Below are 24,259 nucleotides of genomic sequence, written 5' to 3'. Positions count from 1 at the left end.
GCAGAATGAGGACATGGCCCCTCTGACTGTCGTAGCCCACCGCGGTGACCCCTACCGCGTCCGCGAGAACACCATCCCCTCGGTCCTGTCGGCGATCGCGCGGGGCGCGGACGCGGTGGAGGTCGACGTCCGCGTCACCAAGGACGGCGTCCCGGTGCTGCTGCACGACGACAACCTGAAACGCCTCTGGGGCCACGAACGGCCGCTCACCTCCCTCACCGTGTCGCAGCTGGCGGAGCTGACCGACGGCGGGGTGCCGACCCTCCGCGAGACCCTGATCGCCGCCGGTCCGAGCCGTCTGATGCTGGACCTGCCGGGCGGGGACGCGGGCTCGGTCCGCGCGATCGTCGGCACGGTCCGCGAGTGCGGCGCGGGCGAGCGCGTCTCCTACTGCGCGGGCGGCACCGCCATGCTCCACGTCCGGGCGGCGGACCCGTCCGCGGAGATCGCGCTGACCTGGAACAGCGTGGCCCCGCCCCGCCCGGTCCTGCTCGACGCGGTGCGCCCGAAGTGGCTCAACTACCGCTTCGGACTGGCGAGTCGGCAGCTGGTGGAGCGGGTGCACCGGGACGGGCTGCTGGTCTCCGTCTGGACGCCGGACACGAAACGCAACATGCGTAAGCTGATCCGGAACGGAGTCGACTCGATCACGACCAATCGCGTCGACGCGCTGACCGCCGTACTGCGAAAGGTCCGTGAATGACCGACAGGATCCGCACCGACATCGCGCACAACGCCCGTGTGTGGAACTACTGGCTGGGCGGCAAGGACAACTACCCGGTGGACCGGGCCGTCGGCGACCAGGTGACGGCGTTCCACCCGAGCATCGGTGCCGTGGCCCGTGCGGACCGGGCCTTCCTGGGCAGGGCCGTGACCCACCTGACGGCCGACGCGGGGATGCGCCAGTTCCTGGACATCGGCACGGGGCTGCCGACGGCCGACAACACCCACGAGGTGGCGCAGCGCGTCGCCCCCGACGCGCGGATCGTCTACGTCGACAACGACCCGATCGTCCTGACCCACGCCCGGGCCCTGCTCACCGGCTCGGCGGAGGGCGTCACGGAGTACGTGGACGCGGACGCCCGCGACCCGGAGAAGATCCTGGCGGCGGCCGCCCGGACGCTCGACCTGTCGCGGCCGGTGGCGGTCCTGATGCTCGGGATCCTCAACTTCGTCCTGGACACCGACGAGGCCCGGGCGATCGTCCGGACCCTGATGGCCGCGGTCCCCTCGGGCAGCCATCTGGTGCTGACCCACCCGACGTACGACGCCGACCTCGGCGGGGAGGCGAACGTGGCGGCCATGGAGTTCTGGAACACCCACGCGACCCCGCCGATCACGGCGCGCGGCCGGGAGGAGTTCGCGGGCTTCCTGGAGGGCCTCGACATCCTGGACCCCGGCATCGTGTCGTGCGCGCGCTGGGGCGCCCCGGACGCCGCCGAGGTGGCGCAGTTCGGCGCGGTGGGCCGCAAGCCGTAATGCGGGAGGGGGGAAGACGGCGGATCGGGGAGCTCCGCGGCTGGGCCGCGGCCAATCCGTGGGCCGTCGACATCGGGCTGGCGCTGCTCGTGCAGGCGGCCATGACCATGCCGTTCGTAGTGCCGCGCCCGCCCGAGCTGGAGCCGGCGACCTGGCCGGCGTACGGGCTGACCACCCTCATGGTCGTGCCGCTGGTGTGGCGGCGGCGGGCGCCGCTGGCGGTGCTCCTGGCGATGCTGGCGGCCAGTGCGCTCTACCGGCTCGCCCTGGAGGGCCCGGGACAGCCGCTGCCGTACACCGGCCTGGTGAGCGTCTACACGATCGCGGTGCTGTCACCGCCGTGGAAGCGCCTGGTGGCCGGGCTGCTGATGCTGGTCGCGGTACCCGTCTCGGTCTGGCTCAACACCCAGTCGGCGCGCGAACTGACCTTCTCGCTCTTCGTGTTCGGGGCCGCGTACGTCTTCGGCCGGCTCACGGACGCCCGTCAGCGGGAACACCGGGTCGAGGCGGAACGGGCCGCGGCCCGTGAACGGGCCCGGATCGCGCGGGAGATGCACGACATCCTGTCGCACGCGGTGAGCCTGATGATCGTACAGGCGGAGGCCGGCCCGCCCGCCGTGCGGGTGGCGCCCGAGCGGGCGGAGGCGGCCTTCGACGCGATCTCCGAGACGGGCCGTGACGCCATGGTCCAACTGCGCGGCATGCTGGGGTTGTTGCGGGACGAGGGATCGTCCGCCGCGCCCCGGGACCCACAGCCGGGCATCGGCGAACTGCCGGAGCTGGTCGAGCGGGTGCGGGGCGGAGGGCTCGACGTGCGGTACGCGACGGAGGGCACGGTGCGCCCGCTGCCCGCCGCGACCGGGGCGACCGTCTTCCGGATCGTGCAGGAGGCGTTGACGAACGTGGTCAAGCACGCGCGGGCCGGCTCGGTGTCGGTGCGCCTCGGATACGGCCGGGGCGAGGTGGAGGTCCGGGTGACGGACGACGGGCGCGGGCCGCGGCCCGGGGGCGCCGGCGGGCACGGCCTGACCGGCGTGCGCGAGCGCGCGGCGGCCCACGGCGGTACGGCGTCGTCCGGGCCGGGCCCGGACGGGCGGGGTTTCGAACTGCGGGCGGTGCTCCCGCTGGAGGGGCGGGAGGTGCGGGGATGACGCTCCGCGTGGTGGTGGCGGACGACCAGGAGCTGGTGCGCAGCGGTTTCGCCCTGATCCTCGACGTCCAGGAGGACATCGAGGTCGTGGCGGAGGCCGGCGACGGCGCCGAGGCCGTGGCGGCCGTGCGGCGGCACCGGCCCGATGTCGCGCTGCTGGACATCCGGATGCCCCGGATGGACGGCATCGAGGCGTGCCGGATCATCTCCGCCGAGTCCTCCTGCCGGACGGTGATGCTGACGACCTTCGACTCGGACGAGTACGTGTACGAGGCGCTGCACGCGGGCGCCAGCGGCTTCCTCCTGAAGGACGTGCGCCGGGACGACCTGGTGCACGCGGTGCGGGTGGTGGCCGGCGGCGAGTCGTTGCTGGCCCCGTCGGTGGCCCGGCGGCTCGTGGAGCAGTACACCTCCGGCGGCCCCCGGCGGACCGATCCGCGGCTGGACGTGCTGACGGCACGGGAGCGGGAGACGCTGCTGCTGCTCGCGCGGGGCCTGTCGAACGCCGAGATCGCGGCCGAGCTGGTGGTGAGCGACCACACCGTGAAGACGCACGTGGGGAACGTGCTCGCGAAGCTGGGGCTGCGGGACCGGATCCAGGCGGTGATCTGCGCGTACGAGACGGGCCTGGTCGCGGCGGGCGCTCCCCCGGCCGGGGGAGGCGGCGGCGCGGGTGCCTCCCCCGGGCGGGCGAGGAAGTAGACCGGCACGGACCGCCGGTGCGGGCGATCCGCGGATCGCCGCCGGTCAGCAGGATGGAGCCATCGCGAACGACGGTTCACACCCACGGAGCTGACCATGAGGAACACCCCCCGCACCCTGCTCGCCACCGCCCTGGTCCTGGGGATCGCCGCGGGCCCCGCGGTCCTGCCGGCGGGCGCCGCGCCCGCCGCTCCGGCGGCCGCGGCACCGGCCGCCGCCCCGTTCGCCGGGCTGGAGGCGGCCGTCGCGGGCCTCCCGTCGAAGGACGCGACGGCGGCCCTGGTCCGGGTCGGCGGCTCGGAGGGCGCCTGGCGGGGCAGCGCCGGTGTGCACGACCTGAGGTCCGGCCGTCCGGCGGACCCGGGCGCCCGTTTCCGGGCCGGCTCGGTGACCAAGGTGTTCACCGCGGCGGTCGTCCTGCAGCTCGCCGCGGAGGGCCGGATCGACCTGGACCGCTCGGCCCGCGCGTATCTTCCGGAACTGATCCCGGCGGCGTACGAGGGGGTGACGGTACGGCAGTTGCTCAACCACACCCACGGCATCCCGGCGGCGAACCTGGCGGGCGAGACGGTCGAGGAGTGGTACGCGCGCCGCTTCGTCACGTACGACCCGCGCGAGCTGGTGCGCTCGGCGACCTCGCAGCCGCGCGAGTTCGCCCCCGGCGAGAGGCAGCACTACCTGAACATCGGCTACACGATCGCCGGCCTGATCGTCGAGCGCGTCACGGGCGACACGTACGAGCACCAGGTGACGGCGCGGGTGCTGCGGCCGCTGGGTCTGCGCGACACGTATCTGCCCGGCACGAGCCCCCGGATCGAGGGCCGGCACAACCACGGCTACCAGTGGATGCGCCTGGAGGACGGGACGACCGGACTGCGCGACGTCAGCGTGTGGAGCGCGACGGACGGCTGGGCCGCCGGCGACCTGATCTCCACCACCGCGGACCTGGAGCGTTTCACGAGGGCCCTGTTCGCCGGCCGGGTGGTGCGCGGACCGCTCCTGGAGGAGATGTTCACGCTGCCCAGGGTCGCGGACGTCACGACCGGTGAACCGGCCGCGTACGCGGTGGGCCTGTCGATGAAGAAGCTGGGCGGGCGCGAGGTGTGGGGCAAGACGGGCGGCCGCTGGGGCTACAACACGGCCATCGCCTCGACCCGCCACGGCGAGCGGACCCTCGTCTACAGCGTCAACGCCACCGACGCCAAGGGCAAGGACATGAACAAGGTCGCCATGAACATCATGCTGGCGACGTACGGCCTGCCGTCGGCGTGACGGCGGCAGCGGTCCCCAGCGCTTCGAGACGCTTGATCAGCCGGCGTACGACGAGCAGCGGCAGCATGCCGAGGACCCCGAAGGACATGTCGATCACCGACCACCAGAAGGGGATGCCCCGGACCGGTCCGCAGATCAGGGCGAGCGGGACGATGCCGACGCAGGCGATCATGCCGAACTCGATCACCCAGATGTTGCGGACCGGGTCGCGGTAGGGCCCGTAGAAGGCGACGGCGATCACGAGGTGGGCGAAGGCGAGCCAGTCGGTGCCGTAGAGCAGGTACGGGGCCTGCGCGTCGGCCCCTTCGACGCCCGTCCGCACCCGGGCGATCCACTCGGCGAGGCCGGGGAGGGCGTCGGCGACGGGCGCCGCCCAGGAGTCCAGGGCGGTGTCGAGCAGGCGGAGTTCGGTGACCAGCGGGAAGGCGGTGGCCCCGCTGAGCACCAGGCAGACGATGAAGACGACCAGCCAGACGCGGATGCGCTTGAGGAGGGCTCTCGGCCCGTTCGTGTCGCTCATGAGGGCAGCGTACGCCACCTGTGAACGTGTTCAAAAAAGCGGGGCGATCTTTCGCGCCACGGTGTGCGAGAGGGCCGTCGCCCCGGCCGCGACCGCCAGTCCGGTGACCACGTCCACGGCCCGGGCGGGCCGCAGCACCCCGGCCCGCTTCAGCCGGCCGCGGGCCCACAGGGTGAAGGGGACGACGAGGAGCGGCGAGGTGACCGAGCCCGGGGTGACCCCCCGCACGGCGGCCGCCTGGGCGAGGTGGACGAGGCCGTGCAGCCCGAACCCGTTCAACGCGCCCTGGAAGAAGGCGGACCGCCCGCCCGAGCGCCCGCCGGCGACGGCGGCCGAGCCGACCACCACGGCCATCACCGCGACGGCCGCCCGGAACTCGCGGTCGTCCACCGATCCGGCCGCCCGCCACACCCGCTCCGGCACCCCCGGGAAGCGCTCCTTCAGCCGCGGCAGGTTCTCCCGCAGCCAGCGCGGCCCGAAGGCCACCTCCTCCGCGTCGTGGAGCGCCCAGGCGGCGAACAGGCCATAGGTGACAAGGGGGTTGAGTTCATGATCCATACCTGTCCAACTCCCGGGCCCGCCGCGCCGGTTCCCCTACCGGTGGACCCGGAGGGGCGGCTGCCCGGCGGGGCGATCGTCCGCCGCGCCGGGCAGCCGCCGTCGTCCGCCGGTCAGGTCCGGCGAACGGCGACCACCGCCCGCGCTCTCACCTGGGCCGCACCGTGTCGTCGGTCTTCAGGTCGGCGATCTCGTCCTGGATCTCGTGGAGCTTGTCCGGGCAGTAGATCTCCAGGATCTTGGCCCCGGCGCGCAGGAGACGGGTGTCGGCGATGACCGGCCGCTGTCCGACGAAGGCGGCGCCGTTGGACAGGTTGATCTTCCAGAGCGCCGTCTTCAGGGCGGAGGCGGGGCTCTTGCAGACGACGCCGCCGTCCGTGCCCAGGGCCTGTTCGATGACCTGGGTGTCGGGGCGGGGGTAGCCGGCCGCCACCGCGGCGTCGGCGAGCTGGTTCGCCTTCGCCGCGGACGCGCTGGAGGTCGTGACGGTCGCGTACTTCACGAGACCGGCGACGGCCAGGCCGACCAGCACCACGATCGCGCCGAGGTAGATCCACTTGTGCTGGGCGGCGAATTCGGTGGGACTCATGACGCGGCTCCGTTCTGCTCCGCCGCCGCGGTGCGCCAGCTCGGCTTGCGGAACCTGAGGAAGGCCCAGGGGATCAGGAGGCCGAGGATGACCAGACCGCCGCCGACGATCGCGATGTACAGCCACACGCTGCCGCTGCCGAACTGCGAGCTCGGGACGAATCCGATGCAGAGCGCGGCGAGGGAGGCGAGCAGGCCGACGACGCACAGGACGCCGAGGGCCGGGGCCCGGTAGCCGCGGGGGTGGTCGGGCTGGGTCTTCCGCAGCCGCATCGCCGCGGCGAACATCAGCAGGTAGACGATCAGGTACACCTGCGTGGTGATGACCGAGAAGATCCAGTAGACGCTGGAGACGTTCGGGATCAGCGCGTAGCCCAGGGCGATGACGGTCGTGACGACGCCCTGGGAGACCAGGATGTTCTGCTGGATGCCGTACTTGTTGAGCTGCTGCAGGAACGGCGGCAGGTAGCCCTCCTGCCGGGAGATCTCCAGCAGGCCCTTGGACGGTCCGGCCAGCCAGGTCAGCATGCCCGCGAGCGACGCGGAGATCAGCATGACGGCGGCGACGGGCGTCATCCAGCCGATGTGGAAGTAGGAGAAGAAGGCGTCGAAGGCCTGCATCACTCCGGCGGTCAGGCTGAGCTGGTCGGCGGGGACGACCCAGCTGATCGCGAGCGCCGGGAGGATGAAGATCAGCAGCACCAGGCCCGTGGCCAGGAACATCGACTTCGGGTACTCCTTCGCCGGGTCCTTCAGGGAGGAGACGTGGACGGCGTTCATCTCCATGCCGGAGTACGACAGGAAGTTGTTGACGATCAGGACCAGGCTCGCCAGACCGGTCCACTGCGGCAGCAGGTGGGAGGCGGTCATCGGGGCGGCCGAGGGATTGCCCTGCCCGAGGAAGACCATGCCGAGGACCACCAGCAGGGTGCCGGGGATCAGGGTGCCGATGATCAGACCCCAACTGGCCAGTCCGGCCAGCGCCTTGGTGCCGCGCGAGGAGACCCACACGCCGGTCCAGTAGAGGATCACGATGACGATCGCGGTGTACGGGCCGCTGGAGGCGAGGGCCGGGTCGATGATGTAGGCGATGGTGGAGGCGACGAACCCGAGCAGGCTCGGGTAGTAGAAGATCGTCATCGCGAACTGGCACCACACCGCGAGGAATCCGAGCGGCTTGGACAGCCCCTCGCTCACCCACCGGTAGACGCCGCCCGGCCAGCCCGAAGCGAGCTCCGCCGAGACGAGCGCGGTCGGCAGCAGGAACACCACGGCCGGCACGAGGTAGAGGAACACGCACGCCAGGCCGTACACGGCCATGGTGGGGGCGGCCCGCAGACTGGCCACCGAGGCGGTGGTCATCAGCGCCAGCGTGACCCAGGTCATCAGTGGCGTCGCCGGTCTCGTCGCGACCCGCTCCGGTTGCCTCGGGACCTCCGCCGGGACGTCCATCGATGCCATGAGGCCCTCCCTGAGGACTGGGTGACAGCGGCTCTGTCAGCCTCGGGGCCCTGCCGGAGCCGCGCACGGCGGACAGGGCCGACCGGGTCACCCGCCCCGGCGGGACCGCCCGCGGGCCGCGTCCGCTCCCCTGTTCGGAGTGCGGCATCGCCCCTCTCACCCGGCCGGAGCACGCCGGGCCGTCCTCCTGGCCTGGGTGGTGGGCACGGTGGGCACGATGCGCGCCTTCGCCGTCCCGCGCGGGCGCTGCCGGCGCCTGCGCGCCCTGGTCTGCGTCGCGGTCGCCGTGCCGTCCCCGGTCACCAGGCTCGCGGGCGAGGTGGCGGGCGCTTTCGTCGCCGCCGCGGTGCCGGCCTCACAGGCCGACGATCGAGTTCCAGCGCTTCGCGAACGCGGTCCGCTCGTCGGCCGTGATGTCCCGGGCGATCGCGAGCCGCTCGCGCATCGCGTCGTCGGGGAAGATCAGCGGGTCCTCGGCGAGCGCGACGAGTTCCTCGTCGCCGGAGTCGGCGAGCACGTCGCGGGCGGCGGGCACGGGACAGACGTAGTTGACCCAGGTGGCGAGCTCGGCGGCGACCTCGGGCTCGTAGTAGTAGTCGACGAGCTGCTCGGCGCTGGTCTTGTGCCGCGCCAGGTTGGGGATCATCAGGGACTCGGCCCACAGTTCGGCGCCCTCCTCGGGCACGACGAACTCGATGTCCGGGTTGTCGGCCCGGAGCTGGATGACGTCGCCGGAGTAGGCCTGGCAGGCGAGCACGTCGCCGGTCGACAGGTCCTTGATGTAGTCGTTGCCGGTGAAGCGGCGGATGTGCCGCTTCCGGACGAGCCCCTCGATCTGCTCGCACAGGTCGTGGAAGTCGTCGGCGGTCCAGCGGGTGACGTCGACGCCGTTTCCCTGCATGAGCAGCGAGAACGACTCGTCGAGTCCGGACAGCAGGGTGACCCGGCCACGCAGGTCGTCGGCCCACAGCTCCTTGGTGGAGCGGATCTCGCGGCCGAGCCGCTTGCGGTTGTACGCGATGCCGGTGATGCCGGACTGCCAGGGCACGGAGTGCAGCCGGCCCGGGTCGAAGGCGGGCGTGCGCAGCAGCGGGTCCAGATACCGGGCGACGTTGGGCTGCCGGGCGCGGTCCATCTCCTGCACGAAGCCGAGGCGGACGAAGCGGGCGGCCATCCAGTCGCTGATGACGACGAGGTCCCGGCCGGTCTCCTGGTGGTTCATGAGGGCCGGGCTGATCTTGCCGAAGAACTCGTCGTTGTCGTTGATCTCCTCCGTGTAGCGCACGGAGATGCCGGTGCGCTTCCGGAAGGCGTCGAGGGTGGGCCGCCGGGACGGGTCGGCGTCGTCGGTGTCGATGTAGAGCGGCCAGTTGGCGAAGTCGAGCACGCGGTCCCGCGCCGACAGGTCGCGGCCGGCCCGGTCCCCGGGGTCGACGTAGGCGGCGGGCACTCCGCAGCCGGCGAGCAGGGCCGCGGCTCCGGTGCCGCCGATCCCCCGCAGCAGGGCACGTCGGGACACGGTCTTCCTGGCGGGTGCGTTCGCTGTCACCCCGTCAGCATCGTCCGGCTGTCCGGCGTGCGGCAATGGACGCTCCGTCGACCGGGACGCCGCGGCCCCGACACCCTGTCGGGTGCCGGGGCCGCGGGTCCGGGCGGATCAGCCCAGGGAGGTCATCACGTGCTTGATGCGCGTGTAGTCCTCGAAGCCGTACGCGGAGAGGTCCTTGCCGTAGCCGGACTTCTTGTAGCCGCCGTGCGGCATCTCGGCGACGAGCGGGATGTGGGTGTTGATCCACACACAGCCGAAGTCGAGGGACTTGGACATCCGCATGGCGCGGGCGTGGTCCTTGGTCCAGACGGAGGAGGCCAGGGCGTACTCGACGCCGTTGGCGAACTCCAGGGCCTGGGCCTCGTCGGTGAAGGACTGGACCGTGATGACCGGGCCGAAGACCTCGTTCTGGACGATCTCGTCGTCCTGCTTGAGGCCGGAGACGACGGTCGGGGCGAAGAAGTAGCCCTTGTCGCCGACCCGGTGGCCGCCGGCCTCGACCTTGGCGTGCGCCGGGAGGCGGTCGATGAAGCCGCTGACCTGCTTGAGCTGGTTGGCGTTGTTCAGCGGGCCGTACAGCACGTCCTCGTCGTCCGGCTGACCGGTCTTCGTGTCGGCCGCGGCCTTGGCGAGCGCGGCCACGAACTCGTCGTGGATCGACTCGTGGACGAGCACGCGGGTCGCGGCGGTGCAGTCCTGGCCGGCGTTGAAGTAGCCGGCGACGGCGATGTCCTCGACGGCCTTGGCGATGTCGGTGTCCTCGAAGACCACGACGGGGGCCTTGCCGCCCAGCTCCAGGTGGACGCGCTTGACGTCCTTGGAGGCCGACTCGGCGACCTGCATGCCGGCGCGGACCGAGCCGGTGATGGAGGCCATCGCCGGGGTCGGGTGCTCGACCATGGCGCGGCCGGTGTCACGGTCGCCGCAGATGACGTTGAAGACGCCCTTGGGGACGATCGCGCCGATGATCTCGGCCATCAGCACGGTGGACGCCGGGGTGGTGTCCGAGGGCTTGAGGACGACCGTGTTGCCCGCGGCGAGGGCCGGGGCGAACTTCCACACGGCCATCATCATCGGGTAGTTCCACGGCGCGACCTGGGCGCAGACGCCCACCGGCTCGCGGCGGACGATCGAGGTCAGGCCCTCCATGTACTCGCCGGCGGACTTGCCCTCCAGCATCCGGGCGGCACCCGCGAAGAAGCGGATCTGGTCCACCATCGGCGGGATCTCTTCGCTCGCGGTGATCCCGACGGGCTTGCCGGTGTTCTCGACCTCGGCGGCGATCAGGTCCTCGGCGCGCTCCTCGAAAGCGTCCGCGATCTTCAGGAGCACCTTCTGGCGCTCCGACGGCGTGGTGTCACGCCAGGCGGGGAAGGCGGCCGCGGCGGCCTCCATGGCGGCGTCGACGTCGCTCTGGCCGGACAGCGGGGAGGTGGCGTACACCTCACCGGTGGCCGGGTTGATCACGTCGATCGTGCGGCCGTCGGCCGCGTCCCGGAACTCCCCGTTGATGTAGTTGCGCAGCCGGCGCAGCTCGGTGGTCACTTGCCACCCCTCCTGTCACGTTCTGTCTCCGCACTCCATCGTGCGGTGTCCCGATGGGCGAGACACCTCAGCCTAATCGGTCCACTGACGCTTTCAACAGGCCCGACCCCCCGCAACTTCGGATTCGGTGAGATCTTGCTGCCCGAACAACGAATTTCATCGCTCCGGGCTTGCAAGAACGACGAGGTTCGGTGCAGAGTGAGCTCGTGGCCAGTCGAAGCACAGAGTCCAGAACCGCATCCGGTTCGTCCCCGACGATCGATGCCGTCTCCCTGGCGATCATCGAACAGCTCCAGGAGGACGGTCGCCGTCCCTACGCGGCGATCGGCAAGGCCGTCGGCCTCTCCGAGGCCGCCGTGAGGCAGCGCGTCCAGAAGCTGCTCGACCAGGGCGTCATGCAGATCGTCGCCGTCACCGACCCGCTCACCGTGGGATTCCGGCGGCAGGCGATGGTCGGCATCAACGTCGAGGGTGACCTTGATCCGGTTGCGGACGCTCTGACGGCCATGGCCGAATGCGAGTACGTGGTGATGACCGCGGGCTCGTTCGACCTCATGGTGGAAGTCGTCTGCGAGGACGACGACCACCTCCTGGATGTGATCAACAAACGCATCCGCACCCTCCCCGGGGTGCGCTCCACCGAGAGCTTCGTCTACCTGAAGCTCAAGAAGCAGACCTATATGTGGGGAACCCGATAGCCGTGAGCAACTCCCGCAGCGACCTGTCAAAGTCCGCCTACGACCACCTGTGGATGCACTTCACCCGCATGTCGTCGTACGAGAACAACCCCGTGCCCACCATCGTCCGCGGTGAGGGCACGTACATCTACGACGACAAGGGCAGGAAGTACCTCGACGGCCTCGCCGGCCTGTTCGTCGTGCAGGCCGGACACGGCCGCACCGAGCTCGCCGAGACGGCCGCCAGGCAGGCCAAGGAGCTCGCCTTCTTCCCGGTGTGGTCGTACGCCCACCCGAAGGCCGTCGAGCTCGCCGAGCGCCTCGCCCACGAGGCCCCCGGCGACCTGAACAAGGTCTTCTTCACCACGGGTGGCGGCGAGGCGGTCGAGACCGCCTGGAAGCTCGCCAAGCAGTACTTCAAGCTCATCGGCAAGCCCACCAAGTACAAGGTCATCTCGCGTGCGGTCGCCTACCACGGCACCCCGCAGGGCGCCCTCTCCATCACCGGCCTGCCCGGCCTGAAGGCCCCCTTCGAGCCGCTCGTCCCCGGCGCGCACAAGGTGCCGAACACCAACATCTACCGCGCGCCGCTCTTCGGCGACGACCCGGAGGCCTTCGGCCGCTGGGCCGCCGACCAGATCGAGCAGGAGATCCTCTTCGAGGGCCCCGACACCGTCGCGGCCGTCTTCCTGGAGCCGGTGCAGAACGCCGGCGGCTGCTTCCCGCCGCCGCCCGGGTACTTCCAGCGGGTCCGCGAGATCTGCGACAAGTACGACGTGCTGCTCGTCTCCGACGAGGTCATCTGCGCCTTCGGCCGCCTCGGCACCACCTTCGCCTGCGACAAGTTCGGCTACGTGCCGGACATGATCACCTGCGCGAAGGGCATGACCTCGGGCTACTCCCCGATCGGCGCCTGCATCGTCTCCGACCGCATCGCCGAGCCGTTCTACAAGGGCGACAACACCTTCCTGCACGGCTACACCTTCGGCGGCCACCCGGTCTCCGCGGCCGTGGGCCTCGCCAACCTCGACATCTTCGACAAGGAGAAGCTCAACCAGCACGTGCTGGACAACGAGGGCAACTTCCTCTCGACGCTGCAGAAGCTGCACGACCTGCCGATCGTCGGCGACGTCCGCGGCAACGGCTTCTTCTACGGCATCGAGCTCGTCAAGGACAAGGCCACCAAGGAGTCCTTCAACGACGAGGAGACCGAGCGCGTCCTGTACGGCTTCCTCTCGAAGGCGCTCTTCGAGAACGGCCTGTACTGCCGTGCCGACGACCGTGGCGACCCGGTCATCCAGCTGGCTCCGCCGCTGATCTCGGACCAGTCCACGTTCGACGAGATCGAGAGCATCCTCCGGGCCACCCTCACCGAGGCCTGGACGAAGCTGTAGGCGGTCTCGCACGCCACGCCGCCCTCACGGCGTGACCCCGGCCCGGGCATGCCGCCATCCGAGTGGATGGCGGCGGCCCGGGCCGCGTGCTGTCCGTACAAACCGATCGGAATCCTTACGGTGCCGGGAAGACCCCCAGTGACCGACCGGCCCGCCGATTCGTTCCCCCGTCCGGGGGAACGACCACGGACTGGCTTCGACATCGAGGTGTACGCGATGGCCCCACCGGACAACGACGTGCTCTGGGCGCGTTCCCTGCGCTGCGCCCTGGGCGGCTCGGACGTACTGACCGGCGTGTCCGTCGGCGTACGCGAGGGCGAGATCCTCGCCCTCGTCGGCCCCCGCGGCAGCGGCAAGACCACCCTCATGCGCTGCCTCTCCGGCCAGCTGGTCGCCGACGAGGGCGAGGTCTGGTTCAACAGCGCCCCCATCCACACCATGAACGTGACCCAGCGCGAACGGCTCCGCCGCGACCGCTTCGGCTGGATCGACCCCGAGCCGGAGCTCGTCCCCGAGCTCACCGGCTGGGAGAACACCGCCCTGCCGCTCCTGCTGCGCGGGGTGTCCCACCGCGCGGCCAGGACCACCGCCGGCGAGTGGCTGGAGCGCCTCGACATCGGCGCCTGCGCCCGCAAGCGCCCGCACGCCCTCACCCGGTCGCAACGCCAGCGCATCGCCATCGCGCGCGCCCTCGTGACCACGCCCTCGGTGCTCTTCGCCGACGAGCCGACCGCCACCCTGCACCGCGCCGACGGCGCGCAGGTGCTGCGCACCCTCACCGCCGCGGCCCGCTCCCACCGCATCACCGTGCTGCTGGCGACCCACGACGCCGAGGTCGCCGCCCTGGCCGACGGCACCGTCTCGCTCCTCGACGGACGCCGCGTCGGCTCCGTACCACCGGCCACCGGGGCGGAGGGCGTCGCCGCGTGCTCGCTCTCCGTCTAGTCCGCGGGACCCACCCCGTGGTCCAGCTCCGCCGCCTCCTCGTGGCGGCGGCGGCCGCCGGAGTGGGCTTCCTGCTGCTGTGCGCCCTCGGCTTCGCCGTCGGGCACCCCGCGGACCCCGCCGGCGTGCTGCGCCTGCTGTGGTGCGTGCTGCCGCTCGCCGCGACGGTGCAGTTCGCGGTGGCCGTGGCCCGGACGGACCCCAGCACCCGGCCGCGCCCCGGGCTCTCCGCGATCGGCCTCGGCCCGGCCCGGCTCACCGCCATCGCCGCGGCCTCCACCGGCATCGCCTGCACCCTCGGCTCCGCCGTCGCCCTGCTCTTCTACCTGCACCTGCGCGGCGACATCACCGGCCTCCCCTTCGACGGCGCGGCGGCCGACCTGCTCGCCGCCGACCGGCCCGTCCCCCTCGCGGCGGCCCTCACCCTCCTCGCCGTCGTCCCGGTGGCCGGCGCCACGGCAGCGGGCCTGGCCCTGCGTCCGCGCACGGCACCGTCGGAGACGCCGGGCATGCCCACCGGGCTGCCCTGGGGCGTGGCGCTGCTCGCCCTCGGCCTGGCCGTGGAGACCTACGCGGCCCGCGGCGACGGCGGCGGCGTCCTCGCCGGCTGGATCCTGACCGCCGTCGGCCTCGCGATGATGGGCCCGGGCCTCACCCACGGGTGCGGCCGGCTGCTCCAGATGATCCGGCCCGGCGCCGTCCGCCTCCTCGCGGGCCGGGTCCTGATGGACGAGGCCCGCCGCATCGGCCGCCCCCTCGGAGTGGTCTGCGCGGTCGGCTCCGGCGCGGTGGCCGCCCTCTCCTTCTACGGCCACCAGGTCCTCGGCCCGCTGACCTGGCTCGGCGTGAGCCTCGTCGTCGGCTGCACCACGGCCACCCTCCTCACCGCGGCCCTGGAGTCGAAGCAGGCCCGCACCCACACCACCGAGGCGCTGCTGCGCCTCGGCGCCCCGCCCACGGTCCTGCGCACCACGGCCCTGCTCCGCGCGGCCGTGCTCCTCGCCGTCTTCGTCCCCCTCACGTGGGCGGTGGGCACCCTGGCCGCGATCCCGCTGCGGGGGTGACCGACGGGCCGGGGACGGGCGCGCCTATCGTGGGCGCATGGCGACGCAGCGGCACTACCGGGAGATCCACTCGCTCGACGAGTTCGACGGGGCGCTCGGCTCGCGCGCCTCGCTGGCCGGCTGCCGGGTGCAGTCCGTCGACCTGACCGACCGCACCTTCGCGCTCCTGTCCGTCCCCACCGGCGACGCCGTCTTCCTGGGCTGCGCCCTGCAGCCGGAGGCCGCCTCCAAGGTCCGGGCGGACGGGGCGCTGGTCTTCCCGCCCGTGCCGGACCTGCCGTTCGACCCGTACCGGGCGCGGCTCTACTCCCCCGGCGAACTGTACGACGGCATCGCGGACGGCCCGTACGAACGGACCCCCGACGCCCGCTCCTACGCCTGGTTCCAGGAGACCAGGTCCGACGGCGACATCTTCTCCTCCATGCTCCGCTCGCTCCACGACGACGCCCTCTCGGACGCGCTGGACGAACACCTGGCCGGTACGCGGGTGGTCGGCGTCATGGGCGGGCACCGGATGGACCGCGGCACCGACGCGTACGCGGGGGCCGCGCGGCTCGGCCGGACCCTGGCCCGCTCGGGCTTCACCGTCGCGACGGGCGGCGGCCCCGGCGCCATGGAGGCCGCCAATCTCGGCGCCTACACGGCCCCGCTGCCGGACGCGGTCCTCGACGATGCCGTGGAACTCCTCGCGAAGGCCCCCTCGTTCACCCCCTCGGTGACGGACTGGGCCCGCGCCGCCTTCGAGGTGCGGTCCCGCTGGCCGCGGGGCGGCGAGTCGGTCGGCATCCCGACCTGGTTCTACGGCCACGAGCCCCCGAACGCCTTCGCGACCCGGATCGCCAAGTACTTCGCCAACGCCCTCCGCGAGGACGGCCTGCTGGCCCGGTCCACCGCGGGCGTGGTCTTCCTCCCCGGCGCGGCCGGCACCGTCCAGGAGATCTTCGACAACGCGACCCCGAACTACTACGCCTCGCGCGGCGCGCCCACGCCGATGGTGCTGGTGAACCGCGCCCACTGGACCGAGGAGCTTCCCGCCTGGCCCCTCCTCCGCGCGCTGGCCGCCGACCGCCCGATGGCGGCCCGCATCACCCTGGTCGACTCGATCGACGAGGCACCGGAGGCCCTGGCCAGGCTGGGGGCGTAACGGCGCGGCCCGGGGCGCGGACAGGCAGGCGGCGGGGGCGGCGAGCACGCGCCGACGGCCACGCGGCGGGCGACGTACGCGGACACCCGGCCGGCGTCCTGCGCCCGTGAGCGGCCGGCGCTCACGCCCCGTCGAGGACCACGACGTCCTCCGCGCGGAAGTCCACGTCGACCTCCACACCCTGCTCCGGCGCGTCCCTCAGCGTGAACTCGGCCTCCAGCAGCGGGCCTTCGACGGGACGCAGGGTGGCGGCCACGCGATCGCCGCGGAAGGTGCGGGTCTCGACACGGCAGGTCAGGCCCTCGCCGCGAGTGACCAGGCGGACCCCGGCGGGGCGCACGAGGAGGCGGCGGTCGCCCTGGGGCGAGCCGTCGGGGACGGCGATCTTGCCCCACGGGGTGTCGGCCACGGCGGCGGTGACCGTGGCGGGGACGACGTTGTCGAAGCCGAGGAAGCGCGCGACGAACTCGGAGGCGGGGCGCCGCCAGACGTCGAGCGGCGTACCGGTCTGGGCGATCCGGCCGTCGTTCATCACCACGACCCGGTCGGCGAGGGCGAAGGCCTCGCCCTGGTCGTGGGTGACCGCCAGCACCGTCGTGCCCAACTGCCCGAAAAGCTGCCGCAGTTCGACGACGAGCCGTTCCCGCAGACTGCGGTCGAGCTGCCCGAGGGGCTCGTCGAGCATGAGCAGCCGGGGCCGCGGCGCGAGCGCCCGGGCGAGCGCGACCCGCTGCTGCTCACCCCCCGAGAGGGCGGAGACGGCCCGGCGGCCGGCCCCGGGCAGGCCCACCAGCTCCAGCAACTCCGCGACCCGCGCGGCCTGTTCCGCCCTGGGCACGCCGCGCATGCGCAGACCGAAGGCGACGTTGCCGGCGACGTCGCGCTGCGGGAAGAGCTGGTGGTCCTGGAACATCAGGCCCACCCCGCGCCGGTGCACCGGCACCCCGGCCTGGTCGGCGCCGCCGAGCAGCACCCGGCCGGCGGACAGCGGCTGGAGCCCGGCGACCGCCCGCAGCAGGGTGGACTTGCCGCTGCCACTGGGCCCGAGCACGCTCACGATCTCGTGGTCGGCGACGTCGAGGTCCACCGCGTCGAGGACGGCGCGCTCCCCGAAGCGTACGGTCGCCCGGTCCAGCGTCAGCATCAGAACTCCCCCGAGGTGCGGTCGGTGCGCAGGCGTTCGAGCAGCAGCAGGGACACCGCGCACACCACCATGAGAATCGTCGAAAGGGCCATGGCCTGGCCGTAGTTGAGCTCGCCCGGCCGGTTGAGGAGCCGGGCCACGGCGACCGGCAGGGTCGGATTGTCCGGGCGGGCGATGAACACCGTCGCGCCGAACTCGCCGAGGGACACCGCGAAGGCGAAACCGGCGGCGATGAGCAGCGCGCGCCGCACGAGCGGCAGGTCGACCTCGCGCCAGGCCCGCCAGGGCGAGGCCCCCAGGACCGCGGCGGCCTCCCGGAGCCGCTCGTCCACGGCACGCAGCACCGGCAGCATGGTCCGGACCACGAAGGGGACGCCGACGAGGGCCTGCGCGAGGGGGACGAGGATCCAGCTGGCCCGCAGATCGAACGGCGGCTCGTCGAGGGTGATGAGGAAACCGAAGCCGACGGTGACGGCGGAGACCCCGAGCGGCAGCATCAGCAGCGCGTCGAAGCCGCGGACCAGCCGCCCCGCCCGCCGGGTGAGCGCGGCCGCGGCCAGGCCCCCGACGACGACGGCGATGCCCGTCGCGGCGAGCGCGTACTGGAGCGAGTTGACGATCGTGTCGGTCATCGGCACCAGGAAGGTGCCGTTGTCGTCGACCCGCTGCAGCGCCCGGTAGTAGTCGAGCCCGTAGCCGGTGGGGGTGGCGAGGGACCGCTCGACCAGCACGCCCAGCGGGGCGAGGATCAGCAGCGCGACCGACAGCAGCACGGCCCCCAGCAGCGCCCGCTGCCCGGCGCCGCGCGGCGGGCGGGCGGTGCGCTCGGCCGGGACCAGCTTCAGGGCGGTCTCCCGGCGTCGCACGGTCCGGGCGTGCACGGCCAGGACCACGCCGACCGCGACGAACTGCACCATCGTGAGGACGGCGGCCGTCGACAGCTGCAGCCGGTCCGCGGTCTGCCGGTAGATCTCCGTCTCCAGCGTGGAGTACGCGGGACCGCCGAGGATCTGCACGATGCCGAACGAGCTCGCGGTGAAGAGGAACACCATGAGCGCGGCGGCCGCGACCGCCGGACCGAGCGCGGGCAGCGTCACCGTGCGCCAGGCCCGCCACCGGGAGGCGCCGAGCACCCGCGCGGCCTCCTCCTGGCGGGGGTCGAGCTGCGACCACAGGCCGCCGACCGTGCGCACGACGACGGCGTAGTTGAAGAAGACGTGGGCGATGAGGATCGCCCCCACCGAGGTGTCGAGCCGCACGCCCCACCAGGTGTCCAGCAGCCCGCGCCGCCCCACGAGCGCGAGGAAGGCCGTGCCGACCATGACCGTGGGCAGCACGAACGGCACGGTGACCACCGCCCGCAGGAGCCGCTTCCCGGGGAAGTCGAACCGCGCGAAGACGTACGCGCCGGGCAGCGCGACGAGCAGGGTGAGCGCCGTGGAGGCGAGCGCCTGCCACAGCGTGAACCACAGCACGTCGAGGATCTCCGGCCGGGCCAGCGTCTCGCCGAACCGCCCCGGCTCCCAGTGGCCGTCCGGCCCGAGCCCGCGCTCGACGATCGAGACGACGGGCCAGGCGAAGAAGACCGCGAAGAACGCGACGGGCAGCACCATGAGGGCCAGCCGCGCCGCGCTCCCCGCGCGGTCCGCCCGGACGGGGGCTACTTCAGGACGAGCGAGGTCCACTGCTCGATCCACTGGTCGCGGTTCCGGGCGATCCTGTCGGGCGCCATGGTCTGCGGCTTGTCGATCACCACACCGTGCTTGGTGAACAGCTCGGGCAGGGTGGCGTCGTTGGTGACCGGGTTGACGAACATCTGCAGCGGCATGTCGTCCTGGAACTTCTTGGAGATCAGGAAGTCGATCAGGGCCTTGCCGCCCTCGGGGTTCTTCGCCCCGTTCAGGAGCCCGGCGAACTCGGTCTGCCGGAAGCAGGTGCCGGTGGAGACACCGGTCGGGGCCACCTTCGGCTGGGGCTGGGCGTAGAGCACCTCGACCGGCGGGGAGGAGGCGTACGAGACGACGAGCGGGCGGTCGCCCTTGGCCTTCCTGCCGCCGGCGGAGCCGGAGAACTCCTGGTTGTAGGCCAGCTCCCAGCTGTCGACGGTCTTCACACCGTTGGCCTTGAGCTTCTTCCAGTAGTCCGGCCAGCCGGCGTCGCCGTACTGCGCGGCCGTACCGAGCAGGAAACCGAGGCCCGGGGAGGAACGCTCGGGGTTCTCGACGACCAGGAGGTTCCTGTACTCCGGCCTGGCCAGGTCGTCGAAGGTCTGCGGCGGCGCCAGCTTCTTGTCCGCGAAGTACTGCTTGTCGTAGTTGACGCAGATGTCACCGGTGTCGACCGGGGTGACCCGGTGCTCCTTGTCCAGCTGCAGCGCGGCCGGGACCCGGGACAGGCCCTCGGCCTCGTACGGCGTGAAGATGCCGTTGTCGAGGGCGCGGGAGAGCAGCGTGTTGTCCACGCCGAAGAAGACGTCGCCCTGCGGGGCGCCCTTGGTGAGGATCTCCTTGTTGACGGCCTCGCCGGCGTCGCCGCTCTTGAGGACCTTGACCGTGAGACCGGTCTGCCGGGTGAACTCCGCCAGCACCTCCTTGGAGGCGTTGAAGGAGTCGTGGCTGACCAGGGTGACGGTCTTCGGCGCGGGCGTGCCGCCGGCCTTGCCCTTGTCGCCGTCCCCGCCGCCGCAGGCGGCGAGGGTCGTCACGCCGAGCGCCGCGACGAGCGCGGCGGCGGCGGCCTTCTTGGTGTTCACGTGTGGTTCCTCCTGGGTGTGTCCAGGAAGAGACGCGGCCCTGCCCGCGTCCGGGCGGACGCGGGCAGGGCGCAACAGCTCGAGTTACGACCGAACTTCCTACCCAGAATGACCTGGGCGAGGTTCAGAGGGTCTGCGGCCTGACGGACACCGCACTCTCAGCGCTGTGGCGCTCCCCTGTCGGAATATGCAGATGTGTTCGAGCTCAGAGTACAAGGTCAGCGTTCGGAGGCCGCCAGCTGTCCACAGGCACCGTCGATCTCCTGGCCGCGGGTGTCGCGGACGGTGACGGGCACGCCGTGGGCGGCGATGGCCTCCACGAACGCCTTCTCGTCCTCGGGCCGCGAGGCGGTCCACTTCGAGCCGGGCGTCGGGTTCAGCGGGATCAGGTTGACGTGCACCCGCTTGCCCTTGAGCAGCCGGCCCAGCAGGTCACCGCGCCAGGCCTGGTCGTTGATGTCCCGGATCAGGGCGTACTCGATGGAGATCCGGCGACCGGACTTCTCCGCGTACTCCCAGGCCGCGTCGAGGACCTCGCGGACCTTCCAGCGGGTGTTCACGGGCACCAGGGTGTCGCGCAGCTCGTCGTCGGGGGCGTGCAGCGAGACGGCGAGACGGCACTTGAAGCCCTCGTCGGCGAACCGCAGCATCGCCGGCACCAGACCGACCGTGGACACGGTGATCCCGCGCTGCGACAGACCGAGCCCGTCCGGCTCGGGGTCCGTCAGCCGCCGGATGGCGCCGACGACCCGCTTGTAGTTGGCGAGCGGCTCGCCCATGCCCATGAAGACGATGTTGGAGAGCCGCGCCGGGCCCCCGGGCACCTCGCCGTCACGCAGCGCACGCATGCCGTCGACGATCTGGTGCACGATCTCGGCGGTCGACAGGTTCCGGTCGAGCCCCGCCTGGCCGGTGGCACAGAACGGACAGTTCATGCCGCAGCCCGCCTGCGAGGAGATGCACATGGTCACCCGGTCCGGGTAGCGCATGAGCACCGACTCCACGAGCGTGCCGTCGTGCAGCTTCCACAGCGTCTTGCGGGTGGTGTCGGCGTCACAGGAGACGTGCCGCACCACCGACATCAGATCGGGCAGCAGCTCCCCCGCGAGCTTCTCGCGCGAGGCGGCCGGGATGTCGGTCCACTCGGCCGGGTCGTGCGCGTACCGCGCGAAGTAGTGCGTGGACAGCTGCTTGGCGCGAAACGGCTTCTCGCCGATCGCGGCGACCGCCTCCTTGCGCTCGGCGGGCGAGAGGTCGGCGAGGTGCCGCGGGGGCTGCTTGGCTCCCCGCGGGGCGACGAAAGTGAGTTCTCCGGGCTTGGGCATGGTGCTACCAGTGTCGCAGACGGAAACCCGTGACCGGGGCCCGCGACCGCCCCCGGGGACCGCCCGGGCCGTCTCCCTCGGCCCGGGAAGGCCCGGGGACGGCCCCGGTACGGCCTCCGAGCGCTCCCGCCGTCGCGGAGCGTGAGGCGATGCGTTCCGCTGACCTGGGCGGAGACGTCGCCGTCACCCAGCGTGCGGCGCTCCGGCCGGAAGGAGCTCCGGGCGGAAGGGGCAGGGGGCGGAAGGGGCAGGGGGCGGTGCACCCCGCACCCCGTCCGGGGCTCCGACACGGCGAAGGGCCCGCCGCCCGGGGGACGACGAGCCCTTCGCTCGGTACGGCAGCGGATCAGGCGCTGCCCACGAACAGCACCAGCAGCAGCCACACCACCGGCGCCGTCGGCAGCAGGGAGTCCAGACGGTCCATGATGCCGCCGTGGCCCGGCAGGAGGGTGCCCATGTCCTTGATGCCGAGATCACGCTTGATCATCGACTCGCCCAGGTCGCCCAGGGTCGCGCTGGCCGCGACCGCCAGGCCCAGCAGGAGCCCCTGCCACCAGATGCCGTCGTCGATCAGGAACTGCATGCACAGCGCGCCGGCGCCCATCGCGAACGCGACCGCGCCCAGCAGGCCCTCACGGGTCTTGCCCGGGCTGATCCGCGGGGCCAGCTTGTGCTTGCCGAAGCGCCAGCCGACCGCGTACGCCCCCGTGTCGCTGACCACCGTCAGCACCAGGAACGTGAGCACCCGCTCCGGACCGTCGTCGGCCGTCAGCAGCATCGCCACGAAGGTCGCCAGGAACGGCACGTAGAACGCCGCGAAGACGCCCGCCGTGACGTCCTTCAGATAGCCCTCGGGCGGCTCCGTCATCCGCCACACGAGCACCGCGAGCGCGGTGAGCGCCATCGCCACCCACGCGCCCTCGGCGCCCCGCACGTATCCGGCGACCACCATCGCCGCACCGCCGACCGCGAGCGGGATCAGCGGCGCCTTGACGGCCTTGCGCTCCTGCAGCCGGGAGGTGAGCTCCCACAGGCCGACCACCACGGCGACGGCGATCACCCCGACGAACGCCGGCTTCCAGATGAACAACGACGCGATGATGACCGCGCCGAGCCCCAGGCCGACCCCTATGGCCGCGCCCAGGTCACGGCCCGCGCTCTTCTTCTGCCGCGGCTTCTGCCGGGGCGAAGGCGCAGAGGCGGGCTGGGACGGGCTGGACATGGGCTCCTGCGGGTGCTCGTGCGGCGTCTCGTCACGGAACAGGGGACCGCTCGGCTGAGCGGCCCCCCGGTCGTGATCGTCCTGGTTGTCGCCGGCGGGAACGTCGGACACGATGGGCATGGGGCGAGTCTGCGCCGCCTGCCGCCCTTCGTAGGCGGGACCCGCCGGGGCAGGCCCCTGGTCGGGTCCCCCGAAGCCGGTTCCGGCCGGGGCCCCCCAGGAAGAGTCGTTCATCAGACCTCGAGCAGCTCGGCTTCCTTGTGCTTGAGCAGCTCGTCCACCTGCGTCACGTACTTCGCGGTGGTGTCGTCGAGCTCCTTCTCGGCGCGGCGGCCCTCGTCCTCGCCGACCTCGCCGTCCTTCACGAGCTTGTCGATGGTCTCCTTGGCCTTGCGGCGCACGGAGCGGATCGAGATCTTGGAGTCCTCGGCCTTGCCCTTGGCCACCTTGATGTACTCGCGGCGGCGCTCCTCGGTCAGCTCGGGGAACACCACACGGATGATGTTGCCGTCGTTGCTCGGGTTGACGCCGAGGTCCGAGTCGCGGATGGCCTGCTCGATGTTGCGCAGCGCGCTCTTGTCGAACGGGGTCACCACAGCCATGCGCGGCTCCGGCACCGAGAACGACGCCAGCTGGTTGATGGGGGTGATGGCACCGTAGTAGTCCGCCACGATCTTGTTGAACATCGCCGGGTGCGCACGGCCCGTGCGGATCGCGGCGAAGTCCTCCTTGGCGACCACGACGGCCTTCTCCATCTTTTCCTCGGCCTCGAGGAGGGTCTCTTCGATCACCACTTGCTCCTGCGTGTCGTCGCGTTGTGTCCTGCACGGTGTACGACCGGCAGGGCTCTGTCCATCCCCCTCGCGGGGCGGTTCCCGGTTCGGGTCAGGCCCGGGTGCCCTGGTCGCTCACGAGCGTGCCGATCTTCTCACCCTTGACCGCGCGCGCGATATTGCCCTCGGCGAGCAGCTCGAAGACGAGGATCGGCAGGTTGTTGTCGCGGCACAGGGTGATGGCGGTGGCGTCGGCGACCTTGAGGTCGCGGGAGAGCACCTCGCCGTACTCGAGTGCGTCGAACTTGACCGCGTCCGGGTTGGTCTTCGGGTCGGAGTCGTAGACCCCGTCGACACCGTTCTTGCCCATGAGCAGCGCCTCGGCGTCGATCTCGAGGGCGCGCTGCGCGGCGGTCGTGTCGGTGGAGAAGTACGGCATGCCCATACCGGCACCGAAGATGACCACGCGGCCCTTCTCCAGGTGGCGCACGGCGCGCAGCGGGATGTACGGCTCGGCGACCTGGCCCATGGTGATGGCGGTCTGGACGCGGGAGTCGATGCCCTCCTTCTCCAGGAAGTCCTGGAGGGCGAGGCAGTTCATCACGGTGCCGAGCATGCCCATGTAGTCGGAGCGGGCCCGGTCCATGCCGCGCTGCTGGAGCTCGGCGCCGCGGAAGAAGTTGCCACCGCCGATCACGATCGCGATCTCCGCCCCGTCGCGGACGACGGCGGCGATCTCGCGCGCGATGGCGTGCACGACGTCCGGGTCGACGCCGAGGCCGGTACCGCCGGAGAAGGCTTCTCCGGACAGCTTCAGCATGTAGCGGCCGACCATTTTGCCGTTCTTGTCGTCGCCCTGTGCGGCGCCGTGGTTCATGGAGATCTCCTCGTGCACATACGAAGAAGGCCATTGCCCGTGGGTCCTTGCGGTTTCCCGTACGGCAATGGCCTCCTCGTCAGATCTGCGGTCGTCCCGCGCGTGCGCGGGCGACTGC

Annotated in this window: 23 protein-coding genes and 1 riboswitch; of the genes, 10 read left to right on the top strand and 13 right to left on the bottom strand. The window is 71.9% G+C overall.

What is annotated here, in order from left to right; translation table 11 throughout:
* The first annotated feature begins 13 nt into the window (after positions 1-13).
* The 5 genes from ACGF1Z_RS25515 to ACGF1Z_RS25495 all read left to right on the top strand — a co-directional run bounded on the left by ACGF1Z_RS25515 (position 14) and on the right by ACGF1Z_RS25495 (position 4,603).
* Positions 14-703 carry a glycerophosphodiester phosphodiesterase gene (locus ACGF1Z_RS25515; RefSeq protein ID WP_393007706.1) on the top strand — a complete coding sequence of 230 codons (690 nt, stop codon included), beginning with the start codon at positions 14-16 and terminating at the stop codon, positions 701-703.
* Positions 700-1,479 (top strand): SAM-dependent methyltransferase, encoded by a 780-nt coding sequence (locus tag ACGF1Z_RS25510; RefSeq protein ID WP_393007704.1) that lies wholly within the window; start codon positions 700-702, stop codon positions 1,477-1,479. Before ACGF1Z_RS25515 ends, ACGF1Z_RS25510 begins: the two co-directional genes overlap by 4 nt.
* Positions 1,479-2,630, top strand: coding sequence for a sensor histidine kinase (locus ACGF1Z_RS25505; protein ID WP_393007702.1), 1,152 nt, complete (start codon positions 1,479-1,481; stop codon positions 2,628-2,630). The genes ACGF1Z_RS25510 and ACGF1Z_RS25505 overlap by 1 nt, the downstream gene beginning before the upstream one ends.
* Positions 2,627-3,331 carry a response regulator gene (locus tag ACGF1Z_RS25500; RefSeq protein ID WP_393007700.1) on the top strand — a complete coding sequence of 235 codons (705 nt, stop codon included), beginning with the start codon at positions 2,627-2,629 and terminating at the stop codon, positions 3,329-3,331. Before ACGF1Z_RS25505 ends, ACGF1Z_RS25500 begins: the two co-directional genes overlap by 4 nt.
* Positions 3,332-3,427: 96 nt before the next feature.
* Positions 3,428-4,603, top strand: coding sequence for a serine hydrolase domain-containing protein (locus ACGF1Z_RS25495; protein WP_393007698.1), 1,176 nt, complete (start codon positions 3,428-3,430; stop codon positions 4,601-4,603).
* Here the strand turns inward: ACGF1Z_RS25495 and ACGF1Z_RS25490 are convergent.
* The 6 genes from ACGF1Z_RS25490 to ACGF1Z_RS25465 all read right to left on the bottom strand — a co-directional run bounded on the left by ACGF1Z_RS25490 (position 4,569) and on the right by ACGF1Z_RS25465 (position 10,824).
* A complete protein-coding gene (locus ACGF1Z_RS25490; protein WP_393007696.1) occupies positions 4,569-5,123 on the bottom strand; it encodes a hypothetical protein in 555 nt (184 codons plus the stop codon). The genes ACGF1Z_RS25495 and ACGF1Z_RS25490 overlap by 35 nt on opposite strands.
* A gap of 30 nt (positions 5,124-5,153) precedes the next feature.
* Entirely contained in the window at positions 5,154-5,681 is a 528-nt protein-coding gene (locus ACGF1Z_RS25485; RefSeq protein ID WP_393007694.1) for an HXXEE domain-containing protein, read from the bottom strand.
* 148 nt (positions 5,682-5,829) lie between these two features.
* Positions 5,830-6,270 carry a hypothetical protein gene (locus tag ACGF1Z_RS25480; RefSeq protein WP_393007692.1) on the bottom strand — a complete coding sequence of 147 codons (441 nt, stop codon included), beginning with the start codon at positions 6,268-6,270 and terminating at the stop codon, positions 5,830-5,832.
* Positions 6,267-7,730: an APC family permease gene (locus ACGF1Z_RS25475; RefSeq protein ID WP_393007690.1), complete on the bottom strand. Its 1,464-nt coding sequence runs from the start codon at positions 7,728-7,730 to the stop codon at positions 6,267-6,269. Before ACGF1Z_RS25475 ends, ACGF1Z_RS25480 begins: the two co-directional genes overlap by 4 nt.
* Positions 7,731-8,085: 355 nt before the next feature.
* Entirely contained in the window at positions 8,086-9,249 is a 1,164-nt protein-coding gene (locus ACGF1Z_RS25470) for a PotD/PotF family extracellular solute-binding protein (protein WP_393007688.1), read from the bottom strand.
* Between the two features lie 138 nt (positions 9,250-9,387).
* Positions 9,388-10,824, bottom strand: coding sequence for a gamma-aminobutyraldehyde dehydrogenase (locus ACGF1Z_RS25465; protein WP_393007686.1), 1,437 nt, complete (start codon positions 10,822-10,824; stop codon positions 9,388-9,390).
* A gap of 206 nt (positions 10,825-11,030) precedes the next feature.
* On the opposite strand from ACGF1Z_RS25465, the gene ACGF1Z_RS25460 reads away from it, so the two are divergent.
* The 5 genes from ACGF1Z_RS25460 (at position 11,031) to ACGF1Z_RS25440 (ending at position 16,048) form a co-directional block, all read left to right on the top strand.
* Positions 11,031-11,522 carry an Lrp/AsnC family transcriptional regulator gene (locus ACGF1Z_RS25460; protein ID WP_376636538.1) on the top strand — a complete coding sequence of 164 codons (492 nt, stop codon included), beginning with the start codon at positions 11,031-11,033 and terminating at the stop codon, positions 11,520-11,522.
* Complete coding sequence (locus ACGF1Z_RS25455; protein WP_393007684.1) at positions 11,507-12,895, top strand: aspartate aminotransferase family protein; 1,389 nt, start codon at positions 11,507-11,509, stop codon at positions 12,893-12,895. The genes ACGF1Z_RS25460 and ACGF1Z_RS25455 overlap by 16 nt, the downstream gene beginning before the upstream one ends.
* Before the next feature lie 216 nt (positions 12,896-13,111).
* Positions 13,112-13,840 carry an ABC transporter ATP-binding protein gene (locus tag ACGF1Z_RS25450; RefSeq protein WP_393007682.1) on the top strand — a complete coding sequence of 243 codons (729 nt, stop codon included), beginning with the start codon at positions 13,112-13,114 and terminating at the stop codon, positions 13,838-13,840.
* A complete protein-coding gene (locus ACGF1Z_RS25445; protein WP_393007680.1) occupies positions 13,822-14,904 on the top strand; it encodes a hypothetical protein in 1,083 nt (360 codons plus the stop codon). The genes ACGF1Z_RS25450 and ACGF1Z_RS25445 overlap by 19 nt, the downstream gene beginning before the upstream one ends.
* A gap of 37 nt (positions 14,905-14,941) precedes the next feature.
* Positions 14,942-16,048, top strand: coding sequence for an LOG family protein (locus ACGF1Z_RS25440; protein ID WP_393007678.1), 1,107 nt, complete (start codon positions 14,942-14,944; stop codon positions 16,046-16,048).
* A 121-nt stretch (positions 16,049-16,169) separates the two neighbouring features.
* On the opposite strand, the gene ACGF1Z_RS25435 is transcribed toward ACGF1Z_RS25440, so the two are convergent.
* The 7 genes from ACGF1Z_RS25435 to pyrH all read right to left on the bottom strand — a co-directional run bounded on the left by ACGF1Z_RS25435 (position 16,170) and on the right by pyrH (position 24,141).
* Positions 16,170-17,192: an ABC transporter ATP-binding protein gene (locus tag ACGF1Z_RS25435; RefSeq protein ID WP_393007676.1), complete on the bottom strand. Its 1,023-nt coding sequence runs from the start codon at positions 17,190-17,192 to the stop codon at positions 16,170-16,172.
* Positions 17,192-18,805, bottom strand: a complete 1,614-nt coding sequence (locus tag ACGF1Z_RS25430; RefSeq protein ID WP_393007871.1) for an ABC transporter permease — start codon at positions 18,803-18,805, stop codon at positions 17,192-17,194. Before ACGF1Z_RS25430 ends, ACGF1Z_RS25435 begins: the two co-directional genes overlap by 1 nt.
* Before the next feature lie 47 nt (positions 18,806-18,852).
* Positions 18,853-19,944, bottom strand: coding sequence for a thiamine ABC transporter substrate binding subunit (locus tag ACGF1Z_RS25425; RefSeq protein WP_393007674.1), 1,092 nt, complete (start codon positions 19,942-19,944; stop codon positions 18,853-18,855).
* A gap of 78 nt (positions 19,945-20,022) precedes the next feature.
* Positions 20,023-20,133: riboswitch (TPP riboswitch) on the bottom strand.
* Positions 20,134-20,162: 29 nt separating this feature from the next.
* A complete protein-coding gene (gene rlmN / locus ACGF1Z_RS25420) occupies positions 20,163-21,269 on the bottom strand; it encodes a 23S rRNA (adenine(2503)-C(2))-methyltransferase RlmN (RefSeq protein ID WP_393007672.1) in 1,107 nt (368 codons plus the stop codon).
* A gap of 346 nt (positions 21,270-21,615) precedes the next feature.
* Positions 21,616-22,725: a phosphatidate cytidylyltransferase gene (locus tag ACGF1Z_RS25415; protein WP_393007670.1), complete on the bottom strand. Its 1,110-nt coding sequence runs from the start codon at positions 22,723-22,725 to the stop codon at positions 21,616-21,618.
* A complete protein-coding gene (gene frr / locus ACGF1Z_RS25410) occupies positions 22,725-23,282 on the bottom strand; it encodes a ribosome recycling factor (RefSeq protein ID WP_148006369.1) in 558 nt (185 codons plus the stop codon). Before frr ends, ACGF1Z_RS25415 begins: the two co-directional genes overlap by 1 nt.
* Positions 23,283-23,376: 94 nt before the next feature.
* The gene (gene pyrH, locus ACGF1Z_RS25405; protein WP_393007668.1) at positions 23,377-24,141 is read right to left on the bottom strand and encodes a UMP kinase; all 765 of its coding nucleotides are present in this window, start codon (positions 24,139-24,141) and stop codon (positions 23,377-23,379) included.
* Positions 24,142-24,259 lie beyond the last annotated feature (118 nt).

The sequence above is a fragment of the Streptomyces sp. NPDC048018 genome, from assembly GCF_043202995.1.
Classification (GTDB): domain Bacteria; phylum Actinomycetota; class Actinomycetes; order Streptomycetales; family Streptomycetaceae; genus Streptomyces.
The sequence above is the reverse complement of the archived record's forward strand: the minus strand, read 5'-3'. Positions and strand labels throughout refer to the sequence as shown.

Bases quoted from the DNA above. Each gene is read 5' to 3' on its own strand.
- ACGF1Z_RS25430 (WP_393007871.1), bottom strand. From the start codon at position 18,805: ATGGTGCTGCCCGTCGCGTTCTTCGCGGTCTTCTTCGCCTGGCCCGTC.
- ACGF1Z_RS25440 (WP_393007678.1), top strand. From the start codon at position 14,942: ATGGCGACGCAGCGGCACTACCGGGAGATCCACTCGCTCGACGAGTTC.
- ACGF1Z_RS25475 (WP_393007690.1), bottom strand. From the start codon at position 7,730: ATGGCATCGATGGACGTCCCGGCGGAGGTCCCGAGGCAACCGGAGCGG.
- ACGF1Z_RS25500 (WP_393007700.1), top strand. From the start codon at position 2,627: ATGACGCTCCGCGTGGTGGTGGCGGACGACCAGGAGCTGGTGCGCAGC.
- ACGF1Z_RS25415 (WP_393007670.1), bottom strand. From the start codon at position 22,725: ATGAACGACTCTTCCTGGGGGGCCCCGGCCGGAACCGGCTTCGGGGGA.
- rlmN (WP_393007672.1), bottom strand. From the start codon at position 21,269: ATGCCCAAGCCCGGAGAACTCACTTTCGTCGCCCCGCGGGGAGCCAAG.
- ACGF1Z_RS25510 (WP_393007704.1), top strand. From the start codon at position 700: ATGACCGACAGGATCCGCACCGACATCGCGCACAACGCCCGTGTGTGG.
- ACGF1Z_RS25495 (WP_393007698.1), top strand. From the start codon at position 3,428: ATGAGGAACACCCCCCGCACCCTGCTCGCCACCGCCCTGGTCCTGGGG.
- ACGF1Z_RS25515 (WP_393007706.1), top strand. From the start codon at position 14: ATGGCCCCTCTGACTGTCGTAGCCCACCGCGGTGACCCCTACCGCGTC.
- pyrH (WP_393007668.1), bottom strand. From the start codon at position 24,141: ATGAACCACGGCGCCGCACAGGGCGACGACAAGAACGGCAAAATGGTC.
- ACGF1Z_RS25485 (WP_393007694.1), bottom strand. From the start codon at position 5,681: ATGGATCATGAACTCAACCCCCTTGTCACCTATGGCCTGTTCGCCGCC.
- ACGF1Z_RS25490 (WP_393007696.1), bottom strand. From the start codon at position 5,123: ATGAGCGACACGAACGGGCCGAGAGCCCTCCTCAAGCGCATCCGCGTC.
- ACGF1Z_RS25450 (WP_393007682.1), top strand. From the start codon at position 13,112: ATGGCCCCACCGGACAACGACGTGCTCTGGGCGCGTTCCCTGCGCTGC.
- ACGF1Z_RS25505 (WP_393007702.1), top strand. From the start codon at position 1,479: ATGCGGGAGGGGGGAAGACGGCGGATCGGGGAGCTCCGCGGCTGGGCC.
- ACGF1Z_RS25480 (WP_393007692.1), bottom strand. From the start codon at position 6,270: ATGAGTCCCACCGAATTCGCCGCCCAGCACAAGTGGATCTACCTCGGC.
- ACGF1Z_RS25435 (WP_393007676.1), bottom strand. From the start codon at position 17,192: ATGCTGACGCTGGACCGGGCGACCGTACGCTTCGGGGAGCGCGCCGTC.